The 16,606-nt window shown below is 67.7% G+C and carries 14 protein-coding genes; 7 read left to right on the forward strand and 7 right to left on the reverse strand.

Annotated elements, in window-relative coordinates; genetic code table 11:
- The first annotated feature begins 108 nt into the window (after nt 1-108).
- Complete coding sequence (locus ACU0DV_RS14705) at nt 109-1,632, forward strand: DUF2125 domain-containing protein (RefSeq protein WP_446241884.1); 1,524 nt, start codon at nt 109-111, stop codon at nt 1,630-1,632.
- A 182-nt stretch (nt 1,633-1,814) separates the two neighbouring features.
- Here the strand turns inward: ACU0DV_RS14705 and ACU0DV_RS14710 are convergent, their stop codons facing one another.
- Both ACU0DV_RS14710 and ACU0DV_RS14715 read right to left on the reverse strand, forming a co-directional pair.
- A complete protein-coding gene (locus ACU0DV_RS14710) occupies nt 1,815-2,561 on the reverse strand; it encodes an SDR family NAD(P)-dependent oxidoreductase (protein ID WP_100927984.1) in 747 nt (248 codons plus the stop codon).
- Between the two features lie 148 nt (nt 2,562-2,709).
- On the reverse strand, nt 2,710-3,957 hold the full coding sequence (locus tag ACU0DV_RS14715; protein WP_446241883.1) for a UbiH/UbiF/VisC/COQ6 family ubiquinone biosynthesis hydroxylase: 1,248 nt from the start codon (nt 3,955-3,957) through the stop codon (nt 2,710-2,712).
- 93 nt (nt 3,958-4,050) lie between these two features.
- Between ACU0DV_RS14715 and ACU0DV_RS14720 the strand changes: the two genes are divergently transcribed.
- The 3 genes from ACU0DV_RS14720 (at nt 4,051) to ACU0DV_RS14730 (ending at nt 10,304) form a co-directional block, all read left to right on the forward strand.
- On the forward strand, nt 4,051-5,379 hold the full coding sequence (locus tag ACU0DV_RS14720; protein WP_446269994.1) for an amidase: 1,329 nt from the start codon (nt 4,051-4,053) through the stop codon (nt 5,377-5,379).
- Nucleotides 5,380-5,813: 434 nt separating this feature from the next.
- Nucleotides 5,814-6,992 carry an aminotransferase class I/II-fold pyridoxal phosphate-dependent enzyme gene (locus ACU0DV_RS14725; RefSeq protein ID WP_446241881.1) on the forward strand — a complete coding sequence of 393 codons (1,179 nt, stop codon included), beginning with the start codon at nt 5,814-5,816 and terminating at the stop codon, nt 6,990-6,992.
- Nucleotides 6,993-7,085: 93 nt separating this feature from the next.
- Nucleotides 7,086-10,304, forward strand: a complete 3,219-nt coding sequence (locus ACU0DV_RS14730; protein ID WP_446241880.1) for a DNA translocase FtsK 4TM domain-containing protein — start codon at nt 7,086-7,088, stop codon at nt 10,302-10,304.
- Nucleotides 10,305-10,442: 138 nt separating this feature from the next.
- On the opposite strand, the gene ACU0DV_RS14735 is transcribed toward ACU0DV_RS14730, so the two are convergent.
- Entirely contained in the window at nt 10,443-10,829 is a 387-nt protein-coding gene (locus tag ACU0DV_RS14735) for a hypothetical protein (protein ID WP_446241879.1), read from the reverse strand.
- 354 nt (nt 10,830-11,183) lie between these two features.
- On the opposite strand from ACU0DV_RS14735, the gene ACU0DV_RS14740 reads away from it, so the two are divergent.
- The gene (locus ACU0DV_RS14740) at nt 11,184-11,768 is read left to right on the forward strand and encodes a LolA family protein (protein WP_446241878.1); all 585 of its coding nucleotides are present in this window, start codon (nt 11,184-11,186) and stop codon (nt 11,766-11,768) included.
- Between the two features lie 13 nt (nt 11,769-11,781).
- Nucleotides 11,782-12,840 (forward strand): MBL fold metallo-hydrolase, encoded by a 1,059-nt coding sequence (locus ACU0DV_RS14745; RefSeq protein WP_370311797.1) that lies wholly within the window; start codon nt 11,782-11,784, stop codon nt 12,838-12,840.
- A gap of 4 nt (nt 12,841-12,844) precedes the next feature.
- On the opposite strand, the gene ACU0DV_RS14750 is transcribed toward ACU0DV_RS14745, so the two are convergent.
- On the reverse strand, nt 12,845-13,441 hold the full coding sequence (locus ACU0DV_RS14750; protein WP_283982247.1) for a transglycosylase SLT domain-containing protein: 597 nt from the start codon (nt 13,439-13,441) through the stop codon (nt 12,845-12,847).
- Between the two features lie 236 nt (nt 13,442-13,677).
- Here ACU0DV_RS14750 and hspQ point away from each other — a divergent pair, with 236 nt between their 5' ends.
- Nucleotides 13,678-14,004 carry a heat shock protein HspQ gene (gene hspQ, locus ACU0DV_RS14755; protein ID WP_100930856.1) on the forward strand — a complete coding sequence of 109 codons (327 nt, stop codon included), beginning with the start codon at nt 13,678-13,680 and terminating at the stop codon, nt 14,002-14,004.
- Nucleotides 14,005-14,063: 59 nt separating this feature from the next.
- Here hspQ and ACU0DV_RS14760 read toward each other — a convergent pair whose 3' ends face one another.
- The 3 genes from ACU0DV_RS14760 to ACU0DV_RS14770 are packed head-to-tail and all read right to left on the reverse strand — an operon-like array spanning nt 14,064 to nt 16,520.
- Nucleotides 14,064-15,107 carry a threonine aldolase family protein gene (locus ACU0DV_RS14760; protein ID WP_446241877.1) on the reverse strand — a complete coding sequence of 348 codons (1,044 nt, stop codon included), beginning with the start codon at nt 15,105-15,107 and terminating at the stop codon, nt 14,064-14,066.
- A gap of 13 nt (nt 15,108-15,120) precedes the next feature.
- Nucleotides 15,121-15,591: a YcgN family cysteine cluster protein gene (locus tag ACU0DV_RS14765; protein ID WP_100927975.1), complete on the reverse strand. Its 471-nt coding sequence runs from the start codon at nt 15,589-15,591 to the stop codon at nt 15,121-15,123.
- Nucleotides 15,588-16,520 carry a bifunctional riboflavin kinase/FAD synthetase gene (locus ACU0DV_RS14770; RefSeq protein ID WP_446241876.1) on the reverse strand — a complete coding sequence of 311 codons (933 nt, stop codon included), beginning with the start codon at nt 16,518-16,520 and terminating at the stop codon, nt 15,588-15,590. Before ACU0DV_RS14770 ends, ACU0DV_RS14765 begins: the two co-directional genes overlap by 4 nt.
- Between the last annotated feature and the right edge of the window lie 86 nt (nt 16,521-16,606).

Raw genomic sequence — 16,606 nt, forward strand, 5'->3', positions numbered from 1 at the left:
TCCCGGAAAACTGGTAAAGCCTGAAGGGTAGGGAATCCAGCCCCTTGACCGGACCTGCCCCGGTGCTGGACTTTGATGGATAACGAAAGTCACTGAGAAAGGTACATTATGAAACGCTTCGCTACCGCCTCTGCCCTGGCGCTCGTGCTGAGCGGCCCGGCTTACGCGGACATTACGCCGCAGCAGGCGTGGGACAGCCTCGAATCCTACATGTCCGGTTTCGGCTACGAGGTGTCGGCGACCGAGACGGTGAGCGGCGACACGCTGACCGTCACCGATATCACCATGACCGTCCCGGTCCCGGAGGAAGACGCCAGCGTCGGCGTCACCATGCCGGACATGACCTATACCGCGAAGGGCGACGGGTCGGTCGACCTGTCGATGCCGGAAAGCTCGCAGATCGTCATCACCTTCTCGGAGGACGGTGAGCCGTCGGAGGGCTCGGTCACGCTCGGCATGACCCAGAGCGGCATGGTCATGAACATCTCGGGCGACGAGAACGACATGCATTACGAGTACAGCGCCGAGAGCATGACCGTGACGCTCGACGAGATCGAGAGCCCGGAAGAGCAACTGCCGCCGGACGTGCTGAAGGCCTCCGTCTCGATGGGCCCGATGGAGGGGTCCGCCGACGTCTCGAAGGGGGCCGACACGCAGACGATCACCCAGGAGGTCACCTATGGCAACATCTCCTATGACTTTGCCTTCAAGGACCCGGAGAACCCGGCTTCCTCCGGCATGCTGAAGGGCACCCTGCGCGGCCTGGCCGCGGCGGGTGAGACGACCGTGCCGCTGAACTCGGACTACGAGGATCCGGCCGCGATGTTCGCCGCGGGCTTTGCCGTGGATGCGACCATGGCGCACAAGGGCGGCACGACGGAGTTCAACTTCGTCGACGGGTCCGACACGGTGGCCGGCACGCTTTCGTCGGAATCGGGCGAGCTGGGCATGGCGATGTCCGAAGCCTCGATGACCTATGCGCTGTCGGCGGTCGGGCAGACCGTGTCGATGACCGTGCCCGACATGCCGTTCCCGATCGATGCGCGTTTCGGAGAGGCGGGCTTCTCGCTCGAGGTGCCGCTGGCGAAGTCGGACACGCCGAAGCCCGCGGGCCTGTCGATCCTCCTGGCGGACTTCACCATGGCGGACATGCTGTGGAACATCTTCGATCCGGGCCAGACGCTGCCGCGCGATCCGGCGACCATCGGCGCCAATGTCGAGGCCGAGGTGACGCCCTTCGTGTCGCTGCTCGAACCCGATGCGATCGAGGAGGTCGAGAGCCAGGGCGGCGTTCCGGGTGAGCTGAACGCGCTGACGCTGTCGGACCTCGTGGTGCGCGCGGTCGGTGCGGAGGTGCTGGGCGAGGGATCGTTCACCTTCGACAATACCGACCTCGAGACCTTCGACGGCATGCCGCGCCCCGAGGGCCAGGTGAACCTGCAGGTCTCCGGCCTGAACGGGCTGATCGACAAGCTGATCGCCATGGGTATCGTGCAGGAGCAGGATGCGATGGGCGCGCGGATGATGCTGGGCATGTTCACCGTGCCGGGCGCCGAGCCGGACACCGCGACCTCGACCATCGAGTTCAACGCGCAGGGCCAGATCCTGGCGAACGGCCAGCGGATCAAGTGATCCTCTGACACGTGTCTGGAAGGGCGGGGCCGGATCCCCGCCCTTTTTCGTTTGCAGGCAGGCGGGCGCGCGTGCCGCGCGGCAGGTCCTGGTCACGCCTTGCGGCGCGACCGGATGGAGGGGCGCTGCCCCTCGGCCTGCGGCCTCACCCCGGAGTATTTCTGCAGCAGAGAAGCAGGGGGTCAGCCGCGCAGTGCGGGCAGGCCCACGCCGGTGGAGTCGAAGCCGCCGTCGACGGAGACGATCTGTCCGGTCACGTAGGCGGCCTTGTCCGAGCAGAGGAAGCAGATTACCTCGGCCAGCTCACGCTCTGTCCCGTAGCGGTTGAGCGGGATCGAATCGTGGTAGGCCTTGATGATCTCGGGGCTGTGGACGGCGATGGAGAGCTTGGTCTTCACCGGGCCGGGGGCCACGCAGTTCACACGGATGCCGTATTCGCCCAGTTCGGCGGCGTGCTGCTTGGTCAGGTGGATGACGCCCGCCTTCGAGGTGCCGTAGGCCACGCGCAGGGTGGAGGCGCGCAGGCCGGAGATCGAGGCGATGTTGAGGATCGCGCCGCGGCTTTCCTTGAGCGCCGGGGTCGCGGCCTGCGAGCAGAGGAAGACGCCGTCGAGGTTGGTTTCCATCACCCGCCGCCAGGTGGTGAAGTCGCAGTCCTCGATCGGGCCGAACTCCGCGACGCCGGCGTTGTTGACCAGCGCGTCGACGGCGGGCGACCAGGCGAGTGTGTCACGCATCATGGCGTCCACCTCCTGCGGGTTGGACACGTCGCGGCAGACGGCGAGGATGTTGTCGCGGTCGGCGGCCACCTTCTCCAGTTCCTCGCGGTCGCGGTCGACCATGGCGACCTGCCAGCCCATTTCGCGGAAGAGGTCGGTGGTGGCCAGCCCGATGCCCCGGGCGGCGCCCGTCACGATAGCGGTTTTCATTGGTGTCTTTCCTCCCGTTGACCGCCGCAGATAAGCAGAGCGCGGCGCGGTGGGGAAGGGGCGTGGTCGCGGGATGCGGCGCCAGAGGATGCCGTCGGGCCGGCGGGATGTGCGTCGGCGGGGATGGTCTGACCCGCGCCCCGTTCGTTCAGCCGCGCATCAGGTCGGGCAGGTCGCCGGTCAGGCCCGCGGCCTCGCGGATGATGCCGCGGCGCAGGCCGGGGACGGCGTTGACCGCCGCCATGCCCGCGTCCCGCGCCAGCCGCAGGAGCGGATTGTCGTTCGAGAACAGCCGGTTGAAGAGGTCCGTGCTGGCCGCGAGCGAGGCGGTGTCGAAGCGCCGCCAGCTTTGGTAGCGGGCGAGGACGGGCTCGGAGGCGATGTCTTCGCCGCGGGCGTTGGCGTGGCTCAGCACATGGGCGAGGGCTGCCACGTCGCGCAGACCGGCGTTCAGGCCCTGTCCGGCGATGGGGTGCATGCCGTGGGCCGCGTCGCCCACCAGCGCCAGCCGGGTGTCGACGAAGCGGTTCGCCAGCGTCAGGTTCAGCGGGTAGGTGAAGCGTTGCCCGGCCAGCCCGATCTCGCCGAGGAAGTCGCCGAAGCGGGGGCGCAGGACCTGCAGGTATTCCGCATCGCCGAGCGCGTCGATCGCCTTTGCGCGGTGTTCGGTCTCGCTCCAGACGATGGAGGAGCGGTTGCCGGGCAGCGGCAGGATCGCCAGCGGGCCGGAGGGCAGGAAGAGCTGGTGGGCCACGCCCGCGTGCGGTTTTTCGTGCGAGATGGCGCAGACCAGCGCGGTCTGGCCGTAGCCCCAGCCGGTGCGCCGGATGCCCGCGCGGGCCGCCGTGCCGCTGGACCGCCCGTCGGCGCCGACCAGCAGCCGGCCTTTCAGCACCTCGCCGTCGTCGAGCGTCACGGTCGCGCCCTCGGGTCCGGTGGTCTGGGCGATGACCCGGGTGCCGGCGCGGGGGGTGATGAGCGGCGAGGCCTCGGTCGCGGCCATGAGCGCGCGGCGCAGGAAGCGGTCCTCGAGCATGTAGCCCATCGGGCCTTCCTCGAGCTCGGCGCTGTCGAAATGCAGGCCGAGGAAGACCTGCGCCTCGCCCACGCGGCCATCGGTGACCTTGATCTGGCGCATCGGTTGCGCGTCGGCCGCCAGCCCGTCCCAGAGGCCGAGCGCGGCGAGCATCCGCTGCGAGGCAAGGGCCAGCGCGTAGCCGCGCCCGTCGAAGTTGTCGTCGCTGCGGGTTGCCGCGGGCAGGGCGTCGAGCACCACGCTGGTCAGTCCGGCGCGGGCGGCGGCGAGGGCAAGGGCCGGACCGTTCAGCCCGCCGCCCACGATGATCAGGTCATGTTCCATGAGGCGGAATATGGCGGCCCGCGCGGGATTGTCCATGCGCCTTCCCGCCGCTACTCCTGTTCCTGACGCACCGGAGCCGGGGGGAGGCATGGCCGCCGCCGCAAGGTGCTGCACGACAGGGAGCCCGACATGACCGACCGACCCAGCGCCGCCGACCTCGGACGCGCCATTGCCTCCGGCGAGACCGATCCGGTCCGGCTGACGCGCGACATGCTCGACGCGATCGAGGCGCATCCGCTGAAGGACCGCATCTTTGCCCGCATGACCCCGGAGCGTGCCATGGCCGAGGCCGAGGCCGCGGCGGAGCGGGCGCGGCTGAAACTGCGGCGGCATCCGCTGGACGGGGTGCCGATCAGCTGGAAGGACCTCTACGACACAGCGGGCGTCGCGACGGAGGCGGGTTCGGCGCTGCTGAAGGGCCGGGTGCCTGCGCAGGACGCGGAGGTCTTGCGCACTGCGACGCTGAACGGGCTGGTCTGCCTCGGCAAGACGCACATGTCGGAACTGGCGTTCTCCGGCCTGGGGCTGAACCCGTCGACCGCGACCTCGCCCTGCGTGAACGATCCCGACGCGGTGGCGGGGGGCTCGTCCTCCGGGGCGGCGGCTTCGGTGGCGTTTGGCCTGGCGGCGGCGGGGATCGGCTCGGACACCGGCGGCAGCGTCCGGCTGCCCGCCTGCTGGAACGACCTCGTGGGGCTGAAGACCACCACGGGGCGGCTGTCGCTGAAGGGGGTGGTGCCGCTGATCGTCAGCTTCGACACGGTGGGGCCGCTGTGCCGGACGGTGGAGGATGCGGCGCTGGTTCTGTCGGCGCTGGAGGGCAGCCCGGCGCCGGACCTGCGCGGCGACACGTCGCTGAAGGGGCGGCGGTTCGCGGCCCTGCAGACCGTGGTGATGGACGACCTCGACGAAGCGCCTGCGCGGGCCTACGCGCAGGCGCTGGACCGGATCCGGGAGGCCGGGGCCGAGATCGTGCCGCTCGACTTCCCGGAGATCGAGGGGCCGAACAAGGACAGCGCCATGCTGTACACGGTGGAGGCCTGGGCGACCTGGGGCGCGGAGATCGACGCGCGGCCCGACCTGATGTTCCAGCCGATCCGCGAGCGGTTCGAGAGCGGGAAGTCGCACTCCGGCCCGGATTTCGAGGCGGCCTGGCAGCGGCTGCGCGCGGTGCGGGAAACATGGGCGCGGGCGACGGCCGGGTTTGACGGGGTGCTGATGCCCACGGCGCCCAATCTGCCGGAGAAGGCGGCGACGCTGATGGAACTGGGCGAGACCTACGTGAAGGCGAACCTCCGCACCCTGCGCAACACCCGCATCGGCAACCTGCTGGGCGGTGCCATCGTCACCTTGCCCGCCGGTCTGCCGAGCTGCGGCATCTCCGTCATGGCGCCGCCGATGGCGGAACACCGGGTGCTGCGGCTGGCGAAAGGCGTGGAGACTGCGCTGGCGGGCTGAGACGCCCCCGGACCTGCGGAGAATCGTGACCTGGGCAGGGGCCCGGCTTTGACGGCCGGGCCCTTTTCGATGCGGTTCAGGAGGACGCGCCGGTGTCAACCGCCGGTGGCCAGAAAGGCGATCATCGTTCGGGCCGCCCGGCGCGACCGGGCGGGGGGGCAGGTGGCGGGTGGGCCGGTCAGAGGGGCCAGATGCGCGCCATCCACGGCGCAGGGGCGCAAATGGTGCGGTCCTGTCGCCGGGACGCGGGGCTGAACCGTGACCGCGCGGGCGAAGTCATTGAGCACTATTGCGACTTTCGCGCCACATCGCCCCGGAGGTGCCCCAAGATTCTGGACAGACCGGGGGCAATAAACGTATCCTTCGTGCAACGCGGGGCGGAAAACGACCCCGACGCCCGAACGGGCATACCGAGGCAGTACAGAGCAGACCAGATGTTCCCCGAGCGGTTCTCGAACCTACCGGCCTATGCGTTCCCGCGTCTGCGGGCACTTCTCGACTCGACAGAGCCGGGCGGACCGGTGCGCCATATGTCCATCGGTGAGCCGAAGCACCCGTATCCGCTGTGGATCTCGGACACGCTGGTCGCCCATGCCCATGAATTTGCCAAGTATCCGCCGAACGAGGGCACGCCCGAGCTGCGCGGCGCGATCCGCGACTGGCTCTATCGCCGCTACGACGTGATGATGGACCCCGACACGCAGATCATGGCGCTGAACGGGTCGCGCGAGGGGCTCTACAACGCGGGCATGTCGCTGATCCCCGAACAGAAGAACGGAAAGCGGCCGGTCGTGCTGATGCCGAACCCGTTCTACCAGGTTTACATGATCTCGGCGATTTCGGTGGGCGCGGAGCCGCGTTTCGTGCCCGCTACGGCAGAGACGGGCCACCTGCCGGACTTCGCCTCTGTCGGGGCGGATGTGCTGGACCGCACGGCGGCCGTCTACATCTGTTCGCCCGCCAACCCGCAGGGGGTCATGGCGGACGAGGGGTACTGGCGCGATCTGATCGGACTGGCGGAGAAGCACGACTTCGTCATCCTCGCCGACGAATGTTATGCCGAGATCTACCGCGACACGCCGCCGAAGGGCGCGCTGGAGGTGGCGAAGGACATGGGCGCCGACCCGGAACGCGTTGTCTCCTTCCATTCGCTGTCGAAGCGGTCGAACCTGCCGGGGCTGCGGTCGGGCTTTGTCGCGGGCGGACCGGAGAGCATCGCGCGGATGAAGCAGTTGCGCGCCTACTCCGGCGCGCCGCTGCCGCTGCCGATCCAGCGCGTGTCCGAAAAGCTCTGGGCCGAGGAGACCCACGTCACCGAGAACCGCGCGCTCTACGTCGAGAAGTACGAACTGGCGGACCGCCTGCTGGGCCATGTGCCCGGCTACATGAGCCCGGTCGCCGGCATGTTCCTGTGGCTGCCGGTCGAGGACGGCGAGGCCGCGACGCTGCAGCTGTGGCAGAAGACCGGCGTCCGGGTGCTGCCGGGCGCGTACCTGTCGAAGGACACTGCCGCGGGCAATCCGGGCAAGGCATATATCCGCGTGGCCATCGTGGCACCGCGGGACGAAACGGAAGAAGGGCTGACCCTCATCAGGGACACGCTTTACGGATAAGAAAAGACCGGCGCATCCGCCGGGGCACCGGCGCGCGACGGCGCCGAAGGTCCCGGAAGAGGGCGCAAGGACAAGAAAAGAGGCGAACACGACATGGCATCTTACCAGGCTCACAACTCAGGCCGCCGCCGCGATCCGCTGCTGGATTCCAACACCGCTCTGGTGCTGGAAAAGCGCGGGCGCGAACTGGTGGGCGTGGTTATGGTGATCGTGGGCTTTGCCGTCGCGCTGATGATCGCCTCCTACTCGCCGGACGATCCGTCCTGGCTGTCGGCCACGGATGCGCCGGTGCAGAACTGGCTGGGCCGGCTGGGCGCCTACATCGCCGCGCCCCTGTTCATGATCCTCGGGCTGGGCACATGGGCGCTGTCCTTCGCCTTTGCCGTCTGGGGCGTGCGCATGGTGGCCCACAAGGCCGAGGGGCGGTCGTTCCTCTGCGTGATCCTCGCCCCGGTCTGGATGATGCTGTGCTCGGTCTATGCCTCGGGGCTGCCGCAAGGCGGCGACTGGACGCATCACTTCGGTCATGGCGGTCTGTTCGGCGACATGGTCATGGGCTCGATCCTGACCGGTCTGCCGCTGTCGCCCGCGCTGGGGCTGAAACTGACCATGCTGGTGCTGGGCCTCGGGATCATCGGGCTGGGCGCCTTCGTTCTGGGCTTTACCCGCGAGGAACTGGTGCGCATCGGCCGCTTCATGATGATCGGCGTGGTGATGACCTACGCCTTCCTCGTCCGGCTGACGGGCCGTGGCGCGCAGCAGGCCGTGGGCGCCGCCCGTGTCATGCAGGAGCGCAACGCCGAACGCCGTGCCTCGCGGGCTGCCGCTGCAGAGGCCGAAGCGATCTCTCACGAAGGCATCCCCACCGCGCCGCGCGTGAAGCGCGCCGTGCCGCCGGTCAACACGCTCGAGGTGACCGAGGACGACGTCGACTTCGACGATCCGGCCTTTGCGCCGCCGCCGGAGAAGACCGGGTTCCTGAAGCGCATGCCCTCGCTGATCCGGCGTGATCCGGCGCCGATGCCGCAGCCGGAACTGGTGGAGAACCTGATGGATCACGACGTGGACGCCCCCGGCGAGGATCGCATCCGGGCCAAGATCGCCTCGGCCGTGAATGCCCGCCGTCCCGTCCTGCCGACGCTCAGCGCCAAGCGGCCGGACCCGACGAAGCCGCTGACGAAGGGGCGGGGTCACGGCCCGCAGCCGCTTCTGATTTCGCAGCGCACGCAAGCCGCGGGACTGCCGCCGGAGCCGCCGATGACCGCCGGTCAAGCCGCGCTGCCGCCGGAACCGCCTCTGACCGCGTCGCGCACCATGAGCGCCGGGGCGATGGCCGGGGCCGCCGGCCTGCCGCCGCTGCATGCCACGCCGCGCGGAAGCGTGCCGCAGGCGCCCGGTGCGTCGCGCCCGATGAACGCGCCCGTGGCAGAGGATGCGACGCTGCCGCCGCAGCCCGCCATGGCGGCCACCCCGCGCGTGGCCGAACCGCACCGCACGCCGCCCGCCGACGCCTACACCGAGCTGTCGGACTTCGACGACTACGGCGACAGATACGACGACGGCTATGACGACGGCTACGATGACGACGATGTGGTGAGCCGCTTCGACGAGGACGACGACGACCACCGCACCCTGCCGCCCGCACCGCCGATGCCTGCACCGCCGGTCCATCGCGCCGCGCCGATGCAGGATGCGAAGAAGGTGGTGCAGCAGCCGGTCCGCAAGCCGGTGCAGCTGTCGACCCGCGCCAAGCTGGAAGCCCAGCCGAGCCTGAAGTTCGAGGACAACGCGCCGGAGTTCGAGCTGCCGCCGCTGTCGCTCCTGATGTCGCCCGAGCGGATCGAACGGCACCACCTGTCGGACGAGGCGCTGGAAGAGAACGCCCGGATGCTGGAATCCGTGCTGGACGACTACGGCGTGAAGGGGGAGATCGTCTCTGTCCGTCCCGGCCCCGTGGTCACCATGTACGAGCTGGAACCGGCGCCGGGCCTGAAGGCCAGCCGCGTGATCGGCCTGGCTGACGATATCGCGCGCAGCATGTCCGCCCTGTCGGCGCGTGTCTCCACCGTGCCGGGCCGCTCGGTCATCGGGATCGAACTGCCGAACGACAAGCGCGAGATGGTCTGCTTCCGCGAGATCCTCGCCGGCCGCGAGTACGGCGACGGCAACCACAAGCTGCCGCTGGCGCTCGGCAAGGACATCGGCGGCGACCCGATGGTCGCGAACCTCGCCAAGATGCCCCACCTGCTGATCGCGGGTACGACGGGTTCGGGCAAGTCGGTGGCAATCAACACCATGATCCTGTCGCTGCTCTACAAGCTGACGCCGGAGGACCTGCGGTTGGTGATGATCGACCCGAAGATGCTGGAACTCAGCGTCTACGACGGCATCCCGCACCTGCTGTCGCCGGTGGTGACCGATCCGAAGAAGGCCGTGGTGGCGCTGAAGTGGGTCGTGGGTGAGATGGAAGACCGTTACCGCAAGATGTCCAAGATGGGCGTGCGGAACATCGACGGCTACAACTCGCGCGTGGCGGATGCCCTGTCGAAGGGCGAGATGTTCTCGCGCACGGTGCAGACCGGATTCGACGACGAGACGGGCGAACCGGTGTTCGAGACCGACGAGTTCGAGCCGAAGAAGATGCCCTACATCGTCGTCATCGTCGACGAGATGGCCGACCTGATGATGGTCGCGGGCAAGGAGATCGAAGCCTGCATCCAGCGCCTGGCGCAGATGGCGCGGGCTTCGGGCATCCACCTGATCATGGCGACGCAGCGTCCGTCGGTCGACGTCATCACCGGCACGATCAAGGCGAACTTCCCGACCCGGATCTCCTTCCAGGTGACGTCGAAGATCGACAGCCGCACGATCCTGGGCGAGATGGGCGCCGAGCAGCTCCTCGGTATGGGCGACATGCTTTACATGGCGGGCGGGGCGAAGATCACCCGCTGCCACGGTCCGTTCGTCAGCGACGAAGAGGTCGAGGAGATCGTCAACCACCTCAAGGCCTATGGCCCGCCGGAATACGTGGGCGGCGTGGTGGAAGGCCCGGACGAGGAGAAGGCCGACAATATCGACGCCGTGCTGGGCCTGAACACGGGTGGCAACACCGGCGGCGAGGATGCGCTTTACGACCAGGCGGTGGCGATTGTCATCAAGGACCGCAAGTGTTCGACCTCCTACATCCAGCGCAAGCTGGGCATCGGCTACAACAAGGCGGCGCGCCTCGTGGAGCAGATGGAGGACGAGGGCGTCGTGTCCGCCGCCAACCATGTCGGCAAGCGGGAGATCCTCGTGCCCGAACAGGCCTGAGCGGCAGCCATTATTGAACGTGAGAGGGGCGGGGAAGCGTGGCTTTCCCGCCTTTTCCGTGGCCGGGTTCGTTGGATCGGCGGAAACGGAACCGCGAAAGATCGGGATCGGTCGTGGCGCGGCGGACAGGTAGCTTTTCTAGCGCTCGAAGCACACCACGGTCATGACGTAGTCCACGTGGTCGGTCTCCCCCCAGAGCGGCAGGGAGAGCCCTTCCAGCTTGCGGAAGCCGAGCACGCCCTTCGACCCCGAGGCATCGAAGAACTGCGCCTTTCCAAGGGTCGCGGCGTCGTGCGCCGCATTGAACGTGGGGCTGCCGGGCCGGCTGTGCCGACGTTCCGAGAAGAGGGCACCTTCTTCCTTGTCGAGGGCGAGATGGCGCAGGTTGGGGCAGACGTAGATCAGCCGGAAGTCCACCGGCGCCGGGTCGTCCCCTTCGCGGATGACCTCTCCCACGCTGGCCGCCAGCTCCGGGGTGGCGATGTCGACGATCTGCATCTCGTCGAAGCGCGGGGGGTGGGACACATCATGCCGCCAGGAGGACCAAACCATCAGGGCACGGCGCAAGGCCGGGCTCATCCGGGTCAGGTACGGGACGGCGTGATCCAAGGGCCACCTGTGCGAGTGTAATAAAGTGCAAACAGAAAACATATTAAGTTGATAGTGCAACCGGGAGCATCATAACCGTGATGTATGGTCACTGCTAAGGTAATTTCGGGGAAACTTTTCCTCGATCTGGCCGGAGGAAGGGGCGTCTCATTTCGCCACGACGCCTTGATCGGTGGAACTTCGCCGATGATATGTGGTTTCACCTGCGCGGCTATCGCATATCAGGCGACGAACCGACACATGGAAGGCGACAAGAGCAGGAGACTCCGCATGATCCGCATCCTACTGGCCGCAGTGGCCGCCGTATTCCTGGCAGCCTCGGCACAGGCGCAGCAACTGTCGCTGAACGAGATTTCGCGCTATCTGAACACGCTTCAGACCGTCAAGAGCCCGTTCACCCAGATCAACTCGGACGGCACGATCTCCACCGGGACGATCTCGATCAAGCGGCCGGGCAAGGCCCGCTTCGACTACAACCCGCCGGAGCGCGGGCTGGTGCTGGTGTCGTCCGGGTCGGTCTACATCCTTGACCGCAAGCTGGGTGGCATGCCCGAGACCTACCCGCTCGAGCAGACGCCGCTGTCGATCATTCTCGCCCGCAACGTGAACCTCGGACAGGCGGGCATGGTGACCGGCCACAGCTTCGACGGGACGGCCACGGTGGTGACGGCCCAGGACCCGCGCCGCCCGGAGTACGGCAACATCCAGCTGAAGTTCACCGCCAACCCGACGGAGCTGCGGCAGTGGATCATCACCGATGGCGACGGGGTGAAGACGACCGTTGTGCTGGGCGGTCTGCAGAAGACCTCCATCCCCACAAGCGCATTCCTCATCGATTCCGAGCTGAACCGTTGACCGGGCCGGTCGCGTGAACCGGCGCACCCTCTTCCGTTCTGCCGCGGCGCTTCTCGGCGTGTCCGCGGCAGGCGGGACGGTGGCGGCGCGCAACGGACGTAACCGCTATTACGACGGCCCCGTCAGCGATCACTTTGACGGGGTCCGTTTCTTCAACCCCGAAGGGCAGGTGCCGAAGGGGTTCCGCGACCTGATGCGCTGGCGCTTCGGGCCGAAGCCCGCGGAATGGCCGGACGAGGTGGCGCTGTCGGGCAGCACGAGGCCTGCCGAACGGGTGCAGGACATGACCGTGACCATGGTCGGCCACGCGACGCTGCTGATCCAGACTGCCGGGCTCAACATCCTGACCGATCCGTTCTGGTCCGGGCGCGCCTCGCCCATGACCTTCGCCGGGCCGAAGCGTGTTGTGGCCCCCGGCGTCGCCTTTGCCGACCTGCCGCCCATCGACGTGGTGCTGCTGTCGCACAACCATTACGACCACCTCGACATCGCCACACTGCGCCGTCTGAAGGCCACGCACGATCCGCTTGTCATCACGCCGCTTGGCAACGACGCGCTGGTGGCGCCGACCGGCCTGCGCTGTCAGACGGTGGACTGGGGGCATTCGGTGGAGGCGGGGCCGCTGACGGTCCATTGCACACCCTGCCACCATTGGTCGGCGCGGGGCGTGGGGGACCGGTCCATGGCGCTCTGGGGCGGGTTCGTCGTCACCGGTCCGGCGGGCACGATCCTGCACATCGGGGACACGGGTTTCGACGGCGGGCGGCCCTATCGCGGGCTCGACCGCTTCGGGCCGCTCAGGCTGGCGATCCTGCCGATCGGTGCCTACGAGCCGCGCTGGTTCATGCGCGACCAGCACCAGAACCCGGACGAGGCGGTGCAGGGGCTGCTGCTGTCAGGGGCGGCCTATGCCATCGGCCACCACTGGGGTACGATCCAGCTGACCGACGAGGCACGCACGGCCCCGCTGACCGCCTTGCAGGAGGCGCTGGAGCGTCATGCGGTGGCGCCCGACCGCTTCCGCGCGCAGGCGCCGGGGGACACGTGGGACGTGCCCCCGATTACGACCTGACGGACTAGCGTGCGTGGCGGCAGCCGCGCAGCTGGCCCTGGTACATGATGGCCCGGTCGCCCACCGAGGACGAGACGCGCATCAGCCACGCCTTGCTGTTGTACGACCCGCGGCGATAGCCGGAGCGGCCCTCGTGGTAGGCGAGGTACTGCCGGCGTGCGTCCCAGAGAGGGATGCCAAGCTGTTCCTCGGTCTGCTTCATGTACCAGCCCATGAAGTCCGTGGCGTCGCGGATGTCGTCGCGCCGCGCGTTGCGGCGTGCGCCGTCGGCCAGGTATTCGTCCCAGGTGCCGTCCAGCGCCTGCGAATAGCCGAACGCCGAGCTCTGCCGCCCCATGGGAATCACGCCCAGCGTGAACCGCAGCGGCGTGCGCGCGTCGGAGTCGAACTTGCTCTCCTGGTGGATGACAGCCATCTGGACGTGCACCGGCACGCCCCAGCGGCGTTCGGTGGCCCGGAAGGCGCGGTAATAAGTCGGGCGCTGCTGGAGAATCGCACAGGCATCGTCCAATTGGTTCGGGGACGTGCCGCTTCCGCCGCCGCCGCCTCCACAGGAAGCCGCCAACAGAATGATTACCAGCGCGCGAAGGGTTCTGCTCATCTGCCTCTCGCGTCGTTCGTTATTTTTGTTGTAGGGATTTTAACCCATTGCGGCCCGCTTTGAAATCACATTTCCTTTTGGGTGAGTCGCGGGGGTTGCATGATCAATCCGCAGGCGCTCGCCGCATTGGACACTGTTGGATGCGTCTCCACAGAGTGTTTCCGGCGGATTCATGGCAATTGTTGGACAAATCCCGCCCCGGAACGGTAAGAGTGGGGGAAAGCAAGGTGGAGCACATGCTGAGACAGCGCGCGAAATATCACCTGGGACAAGTCGTCCGGCACAGGAAACACCCGTTCCGCGGTGTGGTCTTCGATGTCGACCCGGAGTTCAACAACACCGAGGAATGGTACGAATCGATCCCGGAAGAGAGCAGGCCTGCGAAGAAGCAGCCGTTCTATCATCTGCTGGCGGAAAACGATCAGAGCTTCTACGTGGCCTACGTGTCCGAACAGAACCTGGTCGCCGATTACTCGGGCGAGCCGGTGGATCATCCAGACATCCCGGACCTGTTCGGGGCGTTCACCGATGGCAGCTACGAGCTGCATTTTGCGCTGAACTGACCGGCGCGACCATGCGGTGAAAGGAAAAGGCGGCCCGACGAGGCCGCCTTTTCCTTTGCTCATATCTCCGACTTCACGAGGTCGAGGAAACGGTCGACGGCCTCTTCGGACAGGTTCCAGTCGCAGACCAGCCGCCCGCGTACGGATGCATCGGGGCCGTCGTCGGGTTCGGGCATGTGGTAGTAGACCGCGCCCTTCGCCAATAGCGCCTCATGCTGGCGCAGCGGCAGGCGGAAGTAGATCATGTTGGCCGGCGTCTCGGTGGTGATCTCCACCCCCAGCGCGCCCAGCCCCTCCACCAGTCTGGCGCAGGTGGCGTTGGCCTTCTTCGCGAGGTCGAGCCACAGCCCGTCAGCGACATAGGCGTTCATCTGCGCGGCGAGGTAGCGGTGCTTCGACAGCAGGTGGCCAGAGCGCATCCGCCGGAAGGGCAGGCCGCGCGCCTTTTCCGGGTCGAAGAAGATCACCGCCTCGACCGCCATGCAGCCGTTCTTCGTGCCGCCGAAGACAACGGCATCGGCGCCGATCCTCCAGCTCATCTCGGCCGGGGTGCAGCCCAGCCGGGCCACGGCATTGGCAAAGCGTGCGCCGTCGAGGTGCACCGCCAGCCCGCGCCCCTTCGCGAGGTCGAAGAGCGCCTTCAGTTCGTCCAGTGTGTAGGTGTTGCCGCGCTCGGTGGTGTTGGTCACCGAGAGTGCGCCGCCGAAGGGCTGGTGCACGTCGCCGGTGTCCCAGAAGGCCCATGCCTTTTTCAACGCGTCCGGCGTCAGGCGGTCGCCCGGCACCGCAGCGACCAGCTTTGCCCCGCCGGTATAGAACTCCGGCGCGTTGCATTCGTCGACGTGGATATGGGCGAGGCCGGAGCAATAGACGGCCTGCCAGGGCTGGACCAGCGTGCCCAGCACCAGCGCGTTCGCCGCCGTGCCGCCGGGCATCAGGAAGACCTCGGCGTCCGGGGCCTCGAACAAGTCGCGCAGGGCGGCCTTGGCGGCCTCCGTCTCCGGATCGTTGCCGTAGCCGTGCTGGTAGCCGGTGTTCACGCGCGCCAGCGCCTCCATCACCTTCGGATGGACGGGACCTGCGTTGTCGGATGCAAAATTCATGTGCCCTCTCCGGTCATGTGGGCTCCTCGATGATGTGGTCTTCCCAGTCGTCCTCGCCGACCTCGAACTCCGGCACTGTCGCGCCCTGCATGCTGACGCCCGCCTTGTGCACGCTGTCGGGCGATCCGGTCAGCAGGGGGTGCCAGTCGGGCAGGGAGTTGCCGTTGTTGAGCAGCTTGTAGGCGCAGGTCTCCGGCATCCAGTAGAGATTGTGATGCAGGTTGGCCGGCGACAGGACGATGCACTCCGGCACGAACTGGTGGCGGATGGGGTATTGCGAACAGCGGCAGGTCGAATCGTCGAACAGGCGGCAGGCGACGCGGGTCAGGGCGACCTCGCCGGTGTCCTCGTCCTCCAGCTTGTTCATGCAGCACTTGCCGCAACCGTCGCAGAGCGCCTCCCATTCGTCCTTGGACATGTCCTTGAGGCGCTTCTTCTCCCAGAAACGCGGGGCCAGGCCGGGACGGGCGATGGGCTCTGTCACAGCGCCTCCAGTATGCTGCGCGCCGTCACGCAATCGGCGTCCATCTGCGTGATGAGCCCGTCGAGCCCGTCGAACTTCAGCTCCGGGCGGAGGTATTCGACCAGCGCGACCGACAGCGTGGCGCCGTAGAGATCGCCGGTGAAGTCGAAGAGGAAGGTCTCGATGTTGGGCACCTCGCCGTCGAACATCGGGCGCACGCCCACGGAGGCCGCGCCGTGATAGCTCCCCCGGTGCGGACCGTCGCGCACGTCGACCAGCACCGCGTAGACGCCGAATTTCGGCGGATGCAGCCCTTCGATCGACATGTTGGCGGTGGGGTAACCCAGTTCCCGGCCGCGCTGTTCGCCGCCGATCACCTCGCCTTCGATCCGGTGCCAGTGACCAAGGAGCTTCGCCGCGTCGCGCGGGCGTCCCTCGGAGAGCGCGTCGCGGATCGCGGAGGAAGAGACGACCAGCCCGTCGGTCTCCATCAGTTCGGCGACCGTCACGCCGAAGCCCATCTCTTCGCCGAAGGCCTTGAGCTCCGCCACGGTGCCCGCACGGCCCTTGCCGAAGCAGAAGTCGGCACCCACCACCACGTTGACGAGGCCGAGACCCTTGCAGATCACCCGCTCGGCGAATTCGCGGGGCGAGAGCGAGGCCATCGCCGTGTTGAAGTTCAGCTGGTAGAGTACGTCGACGCCCAGCTTTTCCAGCCGGGCGGTGCGGGCCTCCGCGCTCATCAGCCGGAAGCTGGGCGCGTCGGGGGCGAAAAACTCCCTCGGGTGCGGCTCGAAGGTGAGCACGCCGAGCGGGGCCGTGGGCACCGCCTGCAGGGCGAGGCCGATCACCGCCTGGTGGCCGAGGTGGACGCCGTCGAAGTTGCCGATGGCGACGCTTGCGCCCCGGTCCCCGGGACTCGTGTACTGGTAGTCTCTGACGATCCGCATGCCTGCGGCTTAGAGCATTTCCGGCGGAAGGTGAAACCGGTTTTGGCATCGTGCCCGTCTGGCGTGACCCGCGGGGGAGGCACGGC

Source organism: Sagittula sp. (assembly GCF_052825245.1).

Coding starts and splice junctions, on each gene's coding strand:
- ACU0DV_RS14710 (WP_100927984.1), bottom strand. CDS start 2,561: ATGAAAACCGCTATCGTGACGGGCGCCGCCCGGGGCATCGGGCTGGCC.
- ACU0DV_RS14760 (WP_446241877.1), bottom strand. CDS start 15,107: ATGAATTTTGCATCCGACAACGCAGGTCCCGTCCATCCGAAGGTGATG.
- ACU0DV_RS14705 (WP_446241884.1), top strand. CDS start 109: ATGAAACGCTTCGCTACCGCCTCTGCCCTGGCGCTCGTGCTGAGCGGC.
- ACU0DV_RS14725 (WP_446241881.1), top strand. CDS start 5,814: ATGTTCCCCGAGCGGTTCTCGAACCTACCGGCCTATGCGTTCCCGCGT.
- ACU0DV_RS14740 (WP_446241878.1), top strand. CDS start 11,184: ATGATCCGCATCCTACTGGCCGCAGTGGCCGCCGTATTCCTGGCAGCC.
- ACU0DV_RS14730 (WP_446241880.1), top strand. CDS start 7,086: ATGGCATCTTACCAGGCTCACAACTCAGGCCGCCGCCGCGATCCGCTG.
- ACU0DV_RS14770 (WP_446241876.1), bottom strand. CDS start 16,520: ATGCGGATCGTCAGAGACTACCAGTACACGAGTCCCGGGGACCGGGGC.
- ACU0DV_RS14715 (WP_446241883.1), bottom strand. CDS start 3,957: ATGGACAATCCCGCGCGGGCCGCCATATTCCGCCTCATGGAACATGAC.
- ACU0DV_RS14750 (WP_283982247.1), bottom strand. CDS start 13,441: ATGAGCAGAACCCTTCGCGCGCTGGTAATCATTCTGTTGGCGGCTTCC.
- hspQ (WP_100930856.1), top strand. CDS start 13,678: ATGCTGAGACAGCGCGCGAAATATCACCTGGGACAAGTCGTCCGGCAC.
- ACU0DV_RS14720 (WP_446269994.1), top strand. CDS start 4,051: ATGACCGACCGACCCAGCGCCGCCGACCTCGGACGCGCCATTGCCTCC.